Origin of the sequence: Agrobacterium sp. SUL3 (genome assembly GCF_001263295.1) — a bacterium.
In the GTDB taxonomy this organism is placed as follows: domain Bacteria; phylum Pseudomonadota; class Alphaproteobacteria; order Rhizobiales; family Rhizobiaceae; genus Agrobacterium; species Agrobacterium tomkonis.
In genome coordinates this window covers 177,728-194,464 of sequence record NZ_KQ414501.1, presented here as the reverse complement: position 1 = coordinate 194,464, position 16,737 = coordinate 177,728, and the positions used below count along the sequence as shown (strand labels likewise).

5 protein-coding genes are annotated in these 16,737 nt (G+C 59.6%); 1 reads left to right on the top strand and 4 read right to left on the bottom strand.

Going from position 1 to position 16,737, the window contains the following annotated elements; all coding sequences use genetic code 11:
* Positions 1–5: 5 nt before the first annotated feature.
* The 3 genes from AKG12_RS10235 to AKG12_RS10225 all read right to left on the bottom strand — a co-directional run bounded on the left by AKG12_RS10235 (position 6) and on the right by AKG12_RS10225 (position 5,238).
* On the bottom strand, positions 6–806 hold the full coding sequence (locus AKG12_RS10235) for a DeoR/GlpR family DNA-binding transcription regulator (RefSeq protein ID WP_046799612.1): 801 nt from the start codon (positions 804–806) through the stop codon (positions 6–8).
* A 126-nt stretch (positions 807–932) separates the two neighbouring features.
* Positions 933–4,394: a pyruvate carboxylase gene (gene pyc, locus AKG12_RS10230; protein ID WP_052818711.1), complete on the bottom strand. Its 3,462-nt coding sequence runs from the start codon at positions 4,392–4,394 to the stop codon at positions 933–935.
* Between the two features lie 106 nt (positions 4,395–4,500).
* Positions 4,501–5,238 carry a LuxR family transcriptional regulator gene (locus tag AKG12_RS10225; RefSeq protein ID WP_052818710.1) on the bottom strand — a complete coding sequence of 246 codons (738 nt, stop codon included), beginning with the start codon at positions 5,236–5,238 and terminating at the stop codon, positions 4,501–4,503.
* A gap of 337 nt (positions 5,239–5,575) precedes the next feature.
* Here AKG12_RS10225 and AKG12_RS10220 point away from each other — a divergent pair, with 337 nt between their 5' ends.
* Positions 5,576–7,339, top strand: coding sequence for a glucan ABC transporter ATP-binding protein/ permease (locus AKG12_RS10220; RefSeq protein ID WP_080841830.1), 1,764 nt, complete (start codon positions 5,576–5,578; stop codon positions 7,337–7,339).
* Between the two features lie 719 nt (positions 7,340–8,058).
* Here AKG12_RS10220 and AKG12_RS10210 read toward each other — a convergent pair.
* Complete coding sequence (locus tag AKG12_RS10210; RefSeq protein ID WP_052818708.1) at positions 8,059–16,554, bottom strand: GH36-type glycosyl hydrolase domain-containing protein; 8,496 nt, start codon at positions 16,552–16,554, stop codon at positions 8,059–8,061.
* Positions 16,555–16,737 lie beyond the last annotated feature (183 nt).

Sequence of the window (16,737 nt, the reverse complement as noted above, 5' to 3'; positions counted from 1 at the left end):
TTCCTTCAGACTTGACCATGAGAAAACTGAGCGACGTCATCGTCGCCGCAATGAACCTGCACGCCTTTTCCCGACAGCGCCTCCACCAGTGCGGGGTCGGCATCCCGTTCCAGCACAAGGGAAAGAGGCGGGGAAAAATCATGCACGTGAAAAGCTGCCCTGTGGCCAAGCTTTTCCGTGGTGATTGCGGCGACAATCCGCTGGCTGGCGCTGCAGGCAAGCCGCTTGAACACCGCATCCTCGAAAACATCGGCCGAAAGGCCCGTCTCCGCCGCAACGCCGCAGACACCGAGAATACAGAGATCGGGCCGCATCAGTTCAAGCTGCCTGAGCGCCATGGCGTCGATTGCAGCGCCGACAGCCGGATCGACCTTGCCGCCGATCAGCACAAGATCGATATCGGCCCGCCCCGTCAGTTCGGCGGCTATCGCGGGCGTATTCGTCACCACCGTCAACTTGAGACCGGCAGGAATGGCTCTTGCGACAGCGAGGTTAGTGGAGCCGGCATCGATGAAAACGACCATGCCCGGATCGAGAAGCGGGATGACAGCACGCGCCAGCAGGGCCTTGCGATCGGCATCTTCGGCAATCCGCGTCTTCAGCGGCACCGTCGTACTATCAGAGAGCAGCGCTCCGCCATAAACCCGCAGGCATTCGCCCCGCGCCGCCATCTCGCGCAGGTCGCGGCGCACCGTATCTTCGGAAACACCGAAGTTCTGGGCAAGATCCTGCGCAAGCACGCGGCCGCTTTGCCGCAACTGCGCTAGGATGAGCGCCTGCCGCTCACTGACAAAATGATCGCTCATGGGGACTCATGCATAAACAGGAATAAACGTGCACGAACATGCATATTCGAGTTTTTGCAGAAGCGCAATAAAAAACGCCCGCCGAAAGGCGGGCGTCTGCAATCTTATTGCCGATGTAATACGCCTTTATTCGGCGTAGGAGATCAACAGATCCTTCGCGTCAATCTGGTCGCCAGGACGCACCAGAACTTCAGCGACCTTGCCGTCCCGTTCGGCGTGAAGTGCGGTTTCCATCTTCATGGCCTCAATGGACAGGAGCACGTCGCCGGCCTTGACCTCCTGGCCCTGATTGATGAAGACGCGGCTGATCACGCCCGGCATCGGCGCGCCGATATGCGACGCATTGCCGGGTTCGGCCTTGCGGCGCACGGCGGAACCGGAAGCGCCATGGGCGCGGTCCGGCACCTTTATGCGGCGCGGCTGACCGTTGATCTCGAAGAACACCGTCACCATGCCCTTGTCGTCAATGCCGGACGAGGCCTGATTGACGATGACAAGCGTCTTGCCGCGCTCAATATCGGCAAACAGCTCTTCACCATCCTCCATGCCGTAGAAATAGGCATGGGTGGGCAGCACGGAAACCGGGCCGTATGTCTCGGCTGTCAGCGCAAAGTCGGTGAACACCTTCGGATACATCAGATAAGACGCGAATTCGAAATCGTCGACCTTACGCTCCAGCTTGGTTTCAATGACCTTGCGCTCCGCATCGAGATCGGCATCTTCCAGCAACGAACCGGGGCGAACCGTATAGGGGGCTTCGCCTTTCAGCGCCTTTTTCTGCAGGGCTGCCGGCCAGCCGCCCGGCGACTGTCCAAGATCGCCCTTCAGCATCGACACCACCGAGTCCGGGAAAGACACTTCACGATCAGGGTTTTCGACATCGGCAACCGTCAGATCCTGGCTGACCATCATCAGCGCCATGTCACCAACAACCTTGGAGGACGGCGTCACCTTGACGATATCACCGAACATCCGGTTGGCGTCGGCATAGGCCTGCGCCACCTCGTGCCAGCGGCTCTCAAGACCCAGCGAACGAGCCTGCTCCTTGAGGTTGGTGAACTGACCACCCGGCATCTCATGCAGATAGACTTCCGAGGCCGGTCCCTTCAGATCGCTTTCGAAAGCCGCATACTGGTTGCGCACGGCCTCCCAATAGAAGGAAATCCGGCGGATCCATTCGGTATCGAGACCCGTATCACGCTCCGACCCCGCCAGCGCCTCCACAATCGAGCCGAGGCATGGCTGCGACGTATTGCCGGAGAATGCATCCATTGCGGCATCGACGGCGTCGACACCGGCATCCACAGCCGCAAGAACGGTCGCGGCGGAAATACCTGATGTATCATGGGTGTGGAAGTGGATTGGCAGACCGGTCGCCTCACGCAGCGCCTTGAACAGCACCCTGGCGGCAGCCGGTTTCAGCAGGCCCGCCATATCCTTGACGGCGATGATATGCGCGCCAGCCTTTTCAAGCTCGGCGGCAAGGTTGGTATAATATTTGAGATCGTATTTCGGACGCGCCGAATTCAACAGATCGCCGGTATAGCAGATGGTCGCCTCGCAGAGCTTGTTCTCCTCGGCAATCGCATCCATCGATACCCGCATATTCTCCACCCAGTTCAGGCAGTCGAAGACGCGGAAAAGATCGACCCCGCCCCTTGCGGCCTGACGGACGAAATATTTGACGACATTATCAGGATAATTCTTGTATCCGACGCCGTTTGCGCCGCGCAGAAGCATCTGCAGCAGCAGGTTCGGCGCACCTTCGCGGATAAGCGCCAGACGCTCCCACGGGTCTTCGGTCAGGAAGCGCATGGAAACGTCAAACGTCGCACCACCCCAGCATTCCAGCGACAGAAGCTGCGGCAGCGCCTTGGCATAAACGCTGGCAACGTGGGCAATGTCATGGGTGCGAACACGGGTAGCCAGAAGCGACTGGTGCCCGTCGCGCATGGTCGTATCGGTGACCAGCACGCGCTTTTCATTGCGCATCCAGTCCGCAAAGCCCTTCGGGCCAAGCTTGTCCAGCAGCTGCTTGGTACCGTCGGGTGTCGGCGCATCGATATAGGGCACGATGGGCTTTGCCGCCTTTTCGGACGGCCTGGCGCGACCCTTGGTTTCCGGGTGGCCGTTGACGGTCACGTCGGCGAGATAGGTCAGAAGCTTGGTGGCGCGGTCCTGCCGCTTGACCTGCGCAAACAGTTCCGGCGTCGAATCGATGAAGCGGGTCGTATAGGTGTTGTTGCGGAAGCTGTCGTGACCGATGATGGCTTCGAGGAAGGTGAGGTTGGTCGCCACGCCGCGGATACGGAATTCGCGCAGCGCACGGTCCATGCGGCTGATCGCCTCGTCCGGCTGCGGCGCCCACGCGGTGACCTTCACCAGCAGTGGATCATAATAACGGGTGATGACAGCGCCCGTATAGGAAGTGCCGCCATCCAGACGAATACCGAAGCCCGAAGCGGAGCGGTAGGCGGTGATACGGCCGTAATCCGGAATGAAGTTGTGTTCCGGGTCTTCCGTGGTGATGCGGCACTGCAGCGCATGGCCGTTGAGGCGGATATCCTCCTGTTTCGGAACGCCGGATTCCGCCGTGCCGATCGCAGCCCCTTCCAAAATGTGAATCTGCGCCTTGACGATATCGATGCCGGTCACGACTTCGGTGACGGTATGCTCCACCTGAATGCGCGGATTGACCTCGATGAAGTAGAATTTGCCGGTATCGGCATCCATCAGATATTCGACCGTACCGGCACCGATATAATTGGTCGCCGCTGCGATCTTCAGGGAGTAGGCCGCCAGTTCCTGACGCTGCGCTTCGCTGAGATAAGGTGCCGGCGCACGCTCGACTACCTTTTGATTGCGACGCTGGATCGAACAATCGCGCTCGAACAGATGCACGACGTTCCCATGCGTATCGCCGAGAACCTGGCTCTCGACATGGCGGGCGCGCTCTACCAGCTTTTCGAGATAGACCTCGTCCTTGCCGAAAGCGGCCTTCGCCTCGCGCTTGGCCTCGGTGACCTCGCGGGCGAGATCCTCCTTTTTGCGGATGGCGCGCATACCGCGTCCGCCGCCGCCCCAGGAGGCCTTCAGCATGACGGGATAGCCGATCTCCTCGGCCATGCGCTCCACTTCCGATATATCGTCCGGCAGCGGATCGGTGGCGGGAACGACGGGCACATCAACCGAAATCGCCAGATTGCGGGCAGCCACCTTGTTGCCAAGCTGGCGCATCGTATCCGCGGTCGGTCCAATGAAGGTTATGCCGGCCTTGTTGCAGGCCTCCACGAATTCAGGACTTTCGGATAAAAGGCCATAACCGGGATGGATAGCATCCGCTCCAGAAAGCCTGGCCACGCGGATGACCTCCTCGATCGAAAGATAACTCTCGATCGGCCCCATATCCTTGGCGAGATGCGGACCCCTGCCGACCTGATAGGATTCGTCCGCCTTGAAGCGGTGCAAAGACAGCTTGTCTTCTTCCGCCCAAATCGCAACGGTTTTTATCCCAAGCTCGTTGGCTGCCCGGAAAACGCGGATCGCTATTTCGGATCGGTTGGCAACAAGTATTTTCGATATTTTCAAGACGGTCTCCCCACACGCCAAAACAAAATTTCTGCTGCACTGCGGAATTAAGCAGCAAAACCCGGTCTTGGAAAGGGCAATTCGGGAGAGAACCGTCCTGTCGACGTTAGCTCAACAGGCCATGACGAAAAGCAAGTGCTACGGTATGCTGCCGGTTCTTGGCGCTGAAACGGCGCTGGATTCCATTGATATACCAGTCGACCGTATGGTTGGAGATCGATAGCTGGCGTCCAATTTCGGTGGAGGTCATGCCGTCCGCCATCAGCGTCAGCACTTCCATTTCACGCCTCGTCAACTCCAGAGCGGAAACGTTAGGAGCATTACTGAGGCCATGGGCCTGACCGGAAAGATCAAGCAGGCGCCAGAACACTGCACGTGTCGCCGCATCAAACAGTTCGACCTGCAGTGACGGCAATTGCCGGTCCTGGCCGCCAATGAAGACCGCGCCGATAAACCCCGCGCGGCCGTGCACCGGAAAGGCGTAACCACCCTGCAGACCATAACGGCCGGCATCGTGAAAAAAGACGCTCGCCCTTTTTCGGTGCATCGCACGCGGCAATCCTTCCAGCGCTTCTTTCCATTGAAATGGCTTGTGCACCATGCCGATCACCTTGCGGACGGGATCGACGAGATTGTATTTTTTGGCCCTATAGACCTCGAGCCAGCCGTCAGGCAGATGTTGTGCGAGAACCTGACCGGTGGAGGCGATCTCACCCGTCATCCGCCTGCTGATGAGGAAATATTCGAAACCATATTCGCGAATGAGCGTGGCAAATTCGGTGCGAACGCGATCGGCGTTTCCCGCCTGGTAACACGCAGAGATGAAATGAAGAATATCGTGCATAAAGACACAGGGTCCGGAGCTTGACTTAAAAGGGATGGCACGAAGGACATGGTCCCGCGATGACGTCATGTTACTCGGGCGCCGGTCGGTTCAGATTGAACATATCGTCGTTAGCAATCCCTGAAACGAAGATGCGAAATCTTGTGACAGCGTCCCAGAAACATCGGGTTCGGTTTTTTTCGGTTCGCACGCGCGGTCAATTTGTTAAGCCGCCATTCAGACAGAAAGAGCGATAATTACACAAATTTCGCCGTCTCATGCAACCTTGCTAAAGTAGCATGGCGTTGAGGCCGAACAATTAACCGCTCGAAAAAGACGCTCGGACTGGATTGAAAATTTGACCTTGTTTCAGGTTTACACACGCGCTCTGCGCTATCTGACCGTTCATAAATGGCGGGTGACGGTGGTCGTCATCGCCAACGTCATTCTTGCAGCGATCACCATCGCCGAACCGGTGCTGTTCGGCCGGATCATCGACGCCATTTCCTCCGGCACCAATGTTACGCCTATCCTCATTTTGTGGGCGGGCTTCGGCGTCTTCAACACCGTCGCTTACGTCGCGGTCGCCCGCGAGGCCGACCGGCTGGCGCATGGCCGGCGTGCGACATTGCTGACGGAAGCCTTCGGTCGCATCATTTCGATGCCACTCTCCTGGCATCATCTGCGCGGCACGTCCAACGCCCTGCATACCCTGCTGCGCGCCAGCGAGACGCTCTTTGGCCTCTGGCTGGAATTCATGCGCACCCATCTGGCCACCTTCGTGGCGCTGGTGCTGCTCATCCCGACCGCCATGGCAATGGACCTGCGCCTCAGCTTCGTGCTGATTGGCCTCGGCATCGTCTACTGGTTCATCGGCAAATGGGTGATGGGCCGCACCAAGGATGGCCAGGCTTCTGTCGAAGAGCATTATCACAGCGTTTTTGCCCATGTCAGCGATTCCATCAGCAACGTGTCGGTGCTGCACAGCTACAACCGCATCGAAGCTGAAACGAAAGCGCTGAAATCCTTCACCGAAAAACTGCTGAGCGCCCAATACCCGGTGCTCGACTGGTGGGCTTTCGCCAGCGCGCTCAATCGCACGGCCTCCACCGTTTCGATGATGATCATTCTCGTCATCGGTACAGTGCTGGTGAAGAACGGCGAACTGCGCGTCGGCGACGTTATCGCCTTCATCGGTTTTGCCAATCTCCTGATCGGCAGGCTGGACCAGATGCGCCAGTTCGTAACGCAGATTTTCGAAGCCCGCGCCAAGCTTGAAGATTTCTTCGTGCTGGAAGATTCCGTCAAGGAACGGGAAGAACCGGGCGACGCCCGCGAATTGTCGAATGTCTCCGGCACCGTGGAGTTCCGCAACATCAATTTCGGTTTTGCCAACACCAAGCAGGGCGTTCACGACGTCTCGTTTACGGCCAAGGCCGGAGAAACCATCGCCATCGTCGGGCCAACCGGCGCCGGCAAGACCACGCTCATCAACCTGTTGCAGCGCGTCTATGATCCGGATTCCGGCCAGATCCTGATTGATGGAACCGATATTTCGACGGTAACGAAGAACTCGCTCCGCAACTCCATCGCGACCGTGTTCCAGGATGCCGGTCTGCTCAACCGTTCTATCCGCGAAAACATTCGCCTCGGTCGCGAATCGGCAACCGATGCGGAAGTGGTGGAAGCGGCGGCAGCAGCTGCAGCAACGGATTTCATCGACAGCCGTATTACCGGCTACCTGACGCAGGTCGGCGAACGCGGTAACCGCCTGTCCGGCGGTGAACGCCAGCGCATCGCCATCGCCCGCGCTATTCTGAAGAACGCGCCCATTCTGGTTCTCGACGAGGCGACCAGCGCGCTGGACGTGGAAACGGAAGCCCGCGTGAAGGCCGCCGTGGATGCGCTGAGAAAGAACCGCACGACCTTCATCATCGCCCACCGCCTTTCCACGGTTCGCGACGCCGATCTCGTGCTGTTCCTCGATCAGGGTCGCATCATCGAAAAGGGTACTTTCGATGAGCTGAGCCAGCGCGGCGGACGCTTCACCTCTCTGCTGCGCACCAGTGGCCTGCTGACGGAAGACGAAGGCCAGCCCCGGCCAAAGGCCATAGCGTCCTGACGCTCTGGCGAACGGAATACGGAAAGGGCGGACAACTTGTTGTCCGCCCTTTTTCTTTGTTCGCTTCCCGACGGCCGTGTCAGATCACAGGTCAGCCTATGGGAGAACTCCGGCTAAAGAACTTGCCAGCCAGAAATCGATCTGCCCGAATGGGAGGACATCTCCCAGAAAGGCAACGATACCTGCTGCGAGATTGGTCAGGAAAACTCCGAGCACCACGCCAAGCGTTATTCCGACACTGGTCTTCCGTGGGTAGCGCGCCAACCAGCAAGACAACGCCAAGGAAAGAATGGTGAGCAATACCAACAGTGCAGATTCTGTGAAGGATGTGCTCGATTGCAAGGTAGCTCCCTTTCCGATCTACCGAAAAATATTGCGAAACTTGCAGCGCCTCTTCCATATCCCTGCCAGCGATTCCTGAAAGCGACCATAGATGACGGATTCCTGCCGTCGCCCGGCTTCGGGAATGGATTACTCGCAGCAGCTGCTTCCGCCCGGGGCGGTTGACGGCTGCAGGACAACCCGGCCCGCATATCAAGGCTTTCGTGGATAATCTCATCCCGGTGCCGCCGTTTTCAGCCCGTGGCTACCAAGGAGACTGGGCTTCCGGGTTATGATGCGGCCAATATGCTGAATCAGAGGCAAGTAGGCCCTAAAAAATTCGGGCCCCTGCGTCACCACAGGAGCCTGACTTTAAAGCGAACAGAGACCTGATCGTCTCAGTCGAAGGGGATCACCCGATCACCTGCCGGGAGAGCCTTGCCATCGACGGATACGGAAACTTCCGCCGTGCCGGCCCTACGATCAACGGCGATGTTCCTTGCCTTCCCGTCGAGCGTGATCTTCACCGAGAAACCGCTCCAGTCTTCCGGTAGCGACGGCGAAATATGCAGCTTGCCGTCAGTACGGGTGATACCGAGAATACCCTCGACCGCAGCACGGTAAAGCCAGCCGGCGGAACCCGTATACCAGCTCCAGCCGCCACGACCCGCATAAGCGCCCTCACCGTAAACATCGGCGGTCACCACATAGGGCTCGACCCGATACGTTTCCGACGCCGCCGCATCGAGTGCATGATTGACCGGGTTAAGCAGCTTGAAGCAGTTCCAGGCCTCCTGCGCCCTACCCTGCTTCGCAAGGGCAAGAACCACCCAGGTCGCCGCATGGGTATATTGCCCGCCGTTTTCGCGCACACCCGGCGGATATCCCTTGATGTAGCCCGGATCATGTGGCGCACGAGAGAAGGGCGGCGTGAACAGCCGGATGATGCCGGTCTTTTCATCGACCAGATGCTCCATCACGGCATCCATTGCCTGCCGCGACCGACCTTCCTCGCCCTCACCGGAGAGAACGCTCCAGCTCTGGCCGAGCGAATCGATCCGGCATTCCTCGCTGCTGGCAGAACCGAGCGGTGTGCCGTCATCGAAGTAACCGCGACGATAATAATTCCCGTCCCAGCCGGCTGTTTCGAGAACATTGCGCAGCTTTTCACGGTGCGCCGCCCACTTGCCGACACGATCTGTATCGCCACGCTTTTCGGCGATCTCGATGAAATCGCGCAAAGCCCCGGCCAGGAACCAGCCTAGCCAGACGCTGGTGCCCTTGCCGCCGACGCCGACACGGTTCATGCCGTCGTTCCAGTCACCGCCGAGGATCAGCGGCAGACCGTTTTCACCGGTGCGATGAATGGCGAGATCAAGCGCCAGCGCCGCATGTTCGTAAAGCGTGACGGACCTGTCGCTCGTCTCCGGCTGGAAGAAAGCGTCATGCTGGCCGGGCATCAATGCCGGGCCTTTCAGGAAGGGAATGCTGTCATCGAGGATGGCGACATCGCCGGTGGCCGAGACATACTGGTTGATCGCATAAGCCAGCCAGACGACGTCGTCCGAAATGGTTGTGCGGACACCTGCACCCGTCAGCGGCAACCACCAGTGCTGCACGTCACCTTCCGGGAACTGGCGGCCAGCCGCACGCAGGATCTGCTTGCGGGCGAGATCCGGCTGGTAGAGCAGGAAGGCCAGCGTATCCTGCAACTGGTCGCGGAAACCGAAGGCGCCGCTCGACTGGTAAAAGGCGGTGCGCGCCAGAATGCGGCACGCCAGCGCCTGATAGGGCAGCCAGTTATTGACCATATGGTTGAAGCCGGCATCGGGCGTGGAAACCTGCAACTGGCCGGTAAAACCAGTCCAGAACGCCTTGCTCTCGTCCAGCACCGTCTGGAAGTCGGCCTGGCGTGCATCTTTCACCAGCGCTTCGGCCTCTTCCGCATTGTCGGCATCGCCGAGAATGAAGGTCATATGCCGTTCTTCGCCGGGCTTCAGGTGGATTTCCTGCATCAGCGCGGCACAGGGATCGCCATCAACCTCGGTGCTGCCGCTGAGTGCGGCGCCGGACACGATGCCCTGCGGCGCCTGCGCGGAACCGAAGCGACCGATGAATTCCCGGCGGCTGGTGGTGAAACCGCTCGCCTCGGTGTCGAGCGTCAGGAAGGACGTGCGGGCGCTATAGTCGATGCTGTAGGGGTTCGACGCGAAAATCGCGTTGCTGGCAGCATCGTGCCTGCTCAGAATGAACGGCGCGGATTTCTGGCCGTTATTGCCAAGCACCCATTCCACATAGGCATAGACCTTCAGGCGGCGGCTTTTCGAGCCCTTGTTGCGAACGATGACCTGCGAGAACTTGACCGGTTTTTCGCGATCAACGGTCTGTGTCAGCTCGACTTCGAGCGTATCCGCTACACCGGTCAGCACGGAATATCCGAGACCATGGCGGGTTTCGAACATGGCTTCGGGATCGCGCGACAGCGCGGCGCAGGGCGTATAGAGCTTTCCTGTTTCCACATCGGCGACATAGAAGGCCTCACCCGGCCGGTTGATGACCGGATCGTTGCTCCATGGCGTCAGCTGATAGTCGCGCGAATTGCGGCTCCAGCTGAAACCGGCGCCTTCGGCCGAAATATGGAAGCCGAAACTCTCGTTCGAGACGACGTTGATCCACGGATGCGGCGTCGATTGCCCGCCATTGAGGCGCACCACATATTCCTGGCCGCCCTTGGCGAAGCCGCCAAAACCGTTCCAGAAATCGAGATCGCCCGCATCCTCGACCGGCTCCGCGACGGGGAAGGCCGGCACAGGCAGACGCGCCTGCGCAACGTCACTCGTACCGTCAGGGCCGCGATGGGCCGCAAACAGCGATACAGCGCGGTTGATCTGGTCAACAATCTTGCCGTTGCGCACGTGAAGAACAACGCGGGAGGCGGCGAGAAGCGCGCTCCAGGTCTCTTCGTCCATCAGGTCGCGACGCACGGAGAAGACGTGCGGACGACCGCCGTCCGCAGGATTGATGCGGCGCTGCGCCTCGGAAATATGATCCAGCGCATGCTGCATATCCTGGGCATAGGACGCGGCCCGCTCATTGACGATGACCAGATCGAAGATCACGCCGCGTGAACGCAGGTATTCATGGGCGCTCAGCGCCTCACGGGCGATATCCATGTCCATATCGTCATTGATACGCAGGCTGAAGATCGGGAAATCGCCGGAAATGGCAAGCGGCCACAGGGCGCGCTGCGAGGCGAGACCCGTTTTCAGCGTTTCCGAATCCGCACGCAGATGCATGTCCGGATAGGTCAGATAACGACCGAGATGCTGGAAGGCGGCCGCCTGCTGCGAGGTGACGCCCACATGGCGCATCTGCACCTGCGTACGCGTCCAGGCATGCACGAGTTCATGCGCGAAAGCATCCGGATGACGGTAGCGGTCGATCGCCTTGTCGACTTCCTCGCGGCTCGGCGCGGCGATCGTCCAGAAGATCACGCTCACCTTCTTGCCCGCCGGCACACGCACGGTGCGGCGCAGCGACAGGATAGGATCAAGAGTGAAACCATCCGTGTTGGAAAGCGTCGCACCCATATCGAAAGCCGCCGCTTCCCGCAGGGACCGGCCGCGACCGATGAACTTGGCGCGATCCGTCTCGAATTCCGTCGGGCGCGATGGGCCGGCATTGTCGGCGGCCAGATGCGCGATGACGGTGCCCGGCTCGTTCGGGCTGCGGCGGTTGCGCCAGGCGCGGATGACGTCACCGCGTCGACCGATCTCCGTCTGCACGAACATGCGCGAGAACAGCGGATGGGCGTTGTCATCATCTTCAGACGCGATGACCGGCTCCATATAGGAGGTCACTTCAATGTAGCGATCCTCGGAACCGACGTTCAGCAGGGTGATACGGCGGCCTTCGGCATCATGCTCGGTGGCGACGATGCACTCAACCACGCTCTGCAGATCGCCTGTTGTCTTGTGGAACTCCGCCTTGTCGTCGGTGAAAATCGTCTTGGTCTTTTCACCTTCGACGACGCGCGGTTCGGCCGTCGCACTCCACCATTGTCCATTGGTGGTGTCGCGCAGGAAGATGAAGGTGCCCCAGCGATCTTCTGTCGGGTCGGCCTTCCAGCGGGAAATCGCCTGCCCATTCCATTTCGAATAACCCGCACCCGTGGAGGTGAGCATCGTCGAATAATGGCCGTTCGAGAGGAACACCACTTCGCGGTCGCGCACCGCAGGATCGGCGATGGAACGCACTTCCGCACGCAACAGGTCGGCCTGTTCCTTGCCGGGTGTTTCCGGCTCGTATTTGGCGCTCATAACAGGCACTTCGCGCGGTGCCTTTTCCTGCAGCAGCAGTTCGGCGGCCTCGATCACCGGATCGGAGTGGAACAATTCACGCAGCACGCCATCAAAGGCGACGTTGGCGACAGCCGCAATCGACATGCCGTGGTGGTGGGCATAATAGTTGTAGACCACCGCGCAGACCTTGCCGTCAGGCACACGCGTCGGCGTGAAGTCCACCGCATCGTGGAAACCGTATTGGCCAAGCGCGCCAAGCTTGCGCAGCTTGTCGAGGTTTTCGAGCGCACCATCGGGATCGTACTGGCTGGCGAGGATCGACGCATAAGGCGCGATCACCGCATTCTGGCCAAGGCCACGCTTGAGGCCAAGCGTCGGCACACCGAAATTGGTGTACTGATAGTTCATGTTATGATCGCGGGCGTTGAACGCCGCTTCGGAAATGCCCCACGGCGTGCCGAGACGGCGGCCATGGTTCATCTGTTCCTTGACGATCAGATTGTTGGTCTGGTTGAGAATACCCCCCTGACGCTCCTGCATGACGAGCGGCGGCATCAGATATTCGAACATCGAGCCGGACCAGGAGACCAGCGCACCCTGCGCGCCGATCGGCACGACCTGGCGGCCGAGACGGTACCAGTGCTCGGTCGGCAGATCGCCCTTGGCGATGGCGAAGAGGCTCGTCAGGCGGCATTCGGAAGCCAGAAGGTCGTAGCAGGCCTCATCCAGCTCCTTGCTTTCGACGCGATAACCTATCGACAGAAGACGGCGATCCTTACGATAGAGGAACGTGAAGTCCATCGAGAAGGCGAGATTGCGGCTGCGGTCGCGCAGCGATGCGAGGCGCTGGCGCAGCGGCTCCATATTGGTGAGGTCAATGGCGCTGTCGGAAATATGCGCTTCGCAGCAATCGACGAGCAATTGCGCCCAGCGTGTCACTTCCGCGCTCTGTGCGGATTTCACCTCGTGATCGACATTGGTTGCGAGTTTCTGGATATCGCGCGCAAGAACCGCGAGATTGATGACGCGGATCGAGGCGAATTCATGCTCGCGCTTGACGGAGGCGAGAGCGTTCGAGAAGCCGATGATGCGCTCTTCAAGACGGCGATGCAGCGGTCGCAGGTTCTTGCGGTCATCGGGCAGCGCCTTCAGCGTTTCGCGCAGAATGCCGGCAAGATCGCCGATGCCGTCCAGATTGCCCTGAAGATGTGCGGACGGCGCCTCCGCCCATTGGCGGCAGGCGGACGAAACCGCGATCAGGTGACCGGCAAGGTTGCCGCTGTCCACCGCCGAAACATAGCGCGGTCCAAGCGTCTGCAGGGTGTCGGTATGATACCAGTTGTAGAGATGGCCGCGATGCTTCTCCATCTTTTCGACGGTCTGGATCGTATTCTCGATCCGCTCCAGCGTATCGGCGAAGCTGATCCAGCCGAACTGACGCGCCGAAATAATCGAAAGCAGATAAACACCAATATTGGTGGGCGATGTGCGCGAAGCGACGATCGGCTCCGGTGTTTCCTGGAAGTTATCAGGCGGCAGGTGGTTTTCCTGCGGCGTCACGAAGGCTTCGTAATAACGCCATGTGCGACGCGCGATCTTGCGAAGCTCGAATGAGACATGTTCCGAAACGAACAGCCGGTCTTCGGTTTCAGCCGACTGGCTGACATACCAGGCGACTGCCGGAGACAGAACCCAGAGAAGCGTGAAGGGAATGCCGATCAGGAAGGCGTTGTCGCCCGGCAGCGCCGCAAACAGCAGGCCGAGCATCGCCACCACGGGCGCATGCCACATCTGTCGATAATAATCGACGATGCTGCCCTGGGCACTCGACTGCATGCTGGCGGCGGTACGCCATTCCAGCATCAGCTTGTGGCTGACAAGCAGACGGTAAAGCGAGCGGGCAATCGCATCCGTCATCATGCATGCAGCATCGGCGATGAAGACTATGCGCAGCGCAACCTGCGCATTGGTCGCGCGAATTTCCGACCAGATGGTATGAAAATGCGCCTGCGGCACAATATCGGTAGAGCGCGGCACGAGGCCGGATAGCAGGGAAAGCGTAGGCGCCACGAACAGCGAGAAGATCAGCAGGATCTGCCAGATCAGCGCACCGAGCGGGTCCATGAAATACCAGCCGAGGATCGACGCGAAGAACCAGGCGATCGGGGTCAGCGAGCGACGCAGGTTATCGACCATCTTCCAACGGCCGATAGCGGTAACCCCACGGGCACGATCGAGGATAAAGGGCAGAAGCTGCCAGTCGCCACGCGCCCAGCGATGCTGGCGCGACACTTCCACCTCGTAGCGGGTCGGGAAGTCCTCCACCAGCTCCACGTCGGTCACCAGTGCGCAGCGCGCAAAGGAGCCTTCGAGCAGATCGTGGCTGAGGATTGAGTTCTCCTCGATCCGGCCCTTCAGCGCCGCCTCGAAGGCATCCACATCATAAAGACCCTTGCCAGTGAAGGTGCCTTCGGAGGTCAGGTCCTGATAGACGTCGGAAACGGTGAAGACGTAAGGATCGATACCGCGATTGATAGAGAAGACGCGCTGGAAGACGGAGGCGTCCTTGCCGGTGGTGAGCGAGGGTGTAACGCGCGGCTGCAGCAGACCGTAACCTTCGACAACCCGTCCGGATACCGGATCGATCACCGGACGGTTGATCGGGTGATGCATCTTGCCGACGAGCTTGGTCACCGCATCGCGCATCAGGCGCGTATCGGCATCCAGCGTCATGACGTATTTCACGCCCTCCGGCACAACATTGGCGCCGCCCAGGAAAGTCGTATCCTTGTCGCCGCGCAGCAGCATGTTCAATTCATGCAGCTTGCCGCGCTTGCGCTCCCAGCCCATCCAGCAGCCTTCGGCCGAATTGTAGATGCGGCGGCGGTGCAGCAGGTAAAAGCGCGTCTTGCCGTCAAAGGCATAACGGCTGTTCAGTGCCGCAAGCTCGCGCTTGGCATAGTCGAGGATTTCGAGATCCTCATCGGATTGCTCATATTGCGCATCGCGCCAGTCGCTGACGAGCGAGAAATAAATCTCGCCATGCGGATTGGCGAGATAGTGCACCTCGATATTGCGCATCATCTCGTCGACGCTGTCGCGGCTGGTGAGCATGCAGGGCACGGCGACGAGCGTGCGGGCATCCTGCGGAATGCCGTTCTTAAACTCGTATCCGACCAGCCGGAACGGCTTCACGAAGAAGGTGACGAGCGTGTTGAAGAGACCGGTCGCCCCTTCGGAGGCCGGCAATGCGAACATCAGCAGGAAGGCGGTGACGACATACCAGGGCATGCCCGCTTCCGCGAGGAACCAGCCGACCGCCAGCATGGCAATCGCGGTGATCAGAAGCACCGGCGCGGCGATTGCCAGCCAGTTGAACTTGCGCATCGAGCGGACGATATGCTGCGACACCAGCGGCCGGTAACCCAGTGCCTTTTCAAGCTCGAACCGGCGCTGGCCGACAAGCACGGAGCCGACATTGACGCGATGATTTTCATCCGCGCCGGCAGGTATATCGGAGCGCGCCATTTCCACGGCGGCGCGCGCAACCTCAACTTCGGTCTTGGGAGAACGGCGAGCCAGAAGCTCCATCGTGTTGCGATAGGTGTTGCGGGAACCGAAATCGAGAACTTCGTAATCGGTCTCCTCGCGCAGGACCTTGTCGATATGGCTGACTTCCTCGAACCACACCGACCATTCGGTATCGTCGATTTCGCGCAGGCTCTTGACGATATTGCCCATCGTCACATTGCCGGAGGCCAGACGATTATGTTCCGACATCATGACGTTTTCGGCATCGGTGCCGGCGGCATGCAGGCGCTCTTCCAGCCACGCAACCGCAAAACCGGAGGTCTGCGAGCCGTTGCGGAGACGATAAAGGAACTGCGTCGCGAAAGTCGGATCATCGACCAGCGAATCGACCTGCTTGAGCAGCACAGCCGACGCTTCTGCATCATTCAGCCGGATGATCTCGTCGACGACCTCATTCGCCTTCTGGCGCATACGGCGCGAACGCTCGACGCGGATGGAGATACGGCGCAGATTTTCGATGAGGACAAAACGAATGATGGAAGGCAGCGCCCACAATTCGCCGATCTGCAGCGTCTTCGAGGTCTGGTAGCCATCCACCAGCGCCGTCATGTTCTCGCGCGAAACCGTGCTGTGGGTATGGGCGACATAAAGCCAGCCGAGCGCCATGACCCGCGGGATCGTCACCCCGCCCACCGTCATCGTCGGAAGCTGGCGATAGAACTTGCGCGGAAAATCGCGGCGCACTTCCTGGATTGCTTCTTCGATGACGTAGTGATTGTCGAGCAGCCATTCCGCCGCTGGCGTGATCGTCGCACCATTCTCCGCATCGACGGCCGTCGTGCGGTAGACCCTAAGGATTTCCTTCTCGTTCTCACGATGGCGCTCGAAGAAATCGAATTCCATGAAACCAGGAAGACCATCGGCACCATCGCGGGAAAGCGCGGCGCCCGCATCATGCAGTTCCTCAATCGTCATATAGGACGCGCGGATCGAATCATTGTGATCAATCTGCTTCGTCTCGGAATCACGGGCGGCGGCGGTCGGGGTGATATGAAATGACATCGGGCTCGTATTCTGAACTTAAGGGATACTTGTTCGACTTGACCGGCATTCGTCCGTGGCGGAAGCACACACGAAAATCAGGCCACGCTATATTTATGACTTATCCTGAACCTTCGGTGAACCGGACCGACCGTCGGGCGGATCGTATCATCCGATGAAGGATATCCGTCGTCGCCACATCGG

What these genes read in the sequence shown, in the direction of transcription:
- AKG12_RS10235 (WP_046799612.1), bottom strand. Translation starts at nt 806, where the DNA reads ATGAGCGATCATTTTGTCAGTGAGCGGCAGGCGCTCATCCTAGCGCAG.
- AKG12_RS10225 (WP_052818710.1), bottom strand. Translation starts at nt 5,238, where the DNA reads ATGCACGATATTCTTCATTTCATCTCTGCGTGTTACCAGGCGGGAAAC.
- AKG12_RS10210 (WP_052818708.1), bottom strand. Translation starts at nt 16,554, where the DNA reads ATGTCATTTCATATCACCCCGACCGCCGCCGCCCGTGATTCCGAGACG.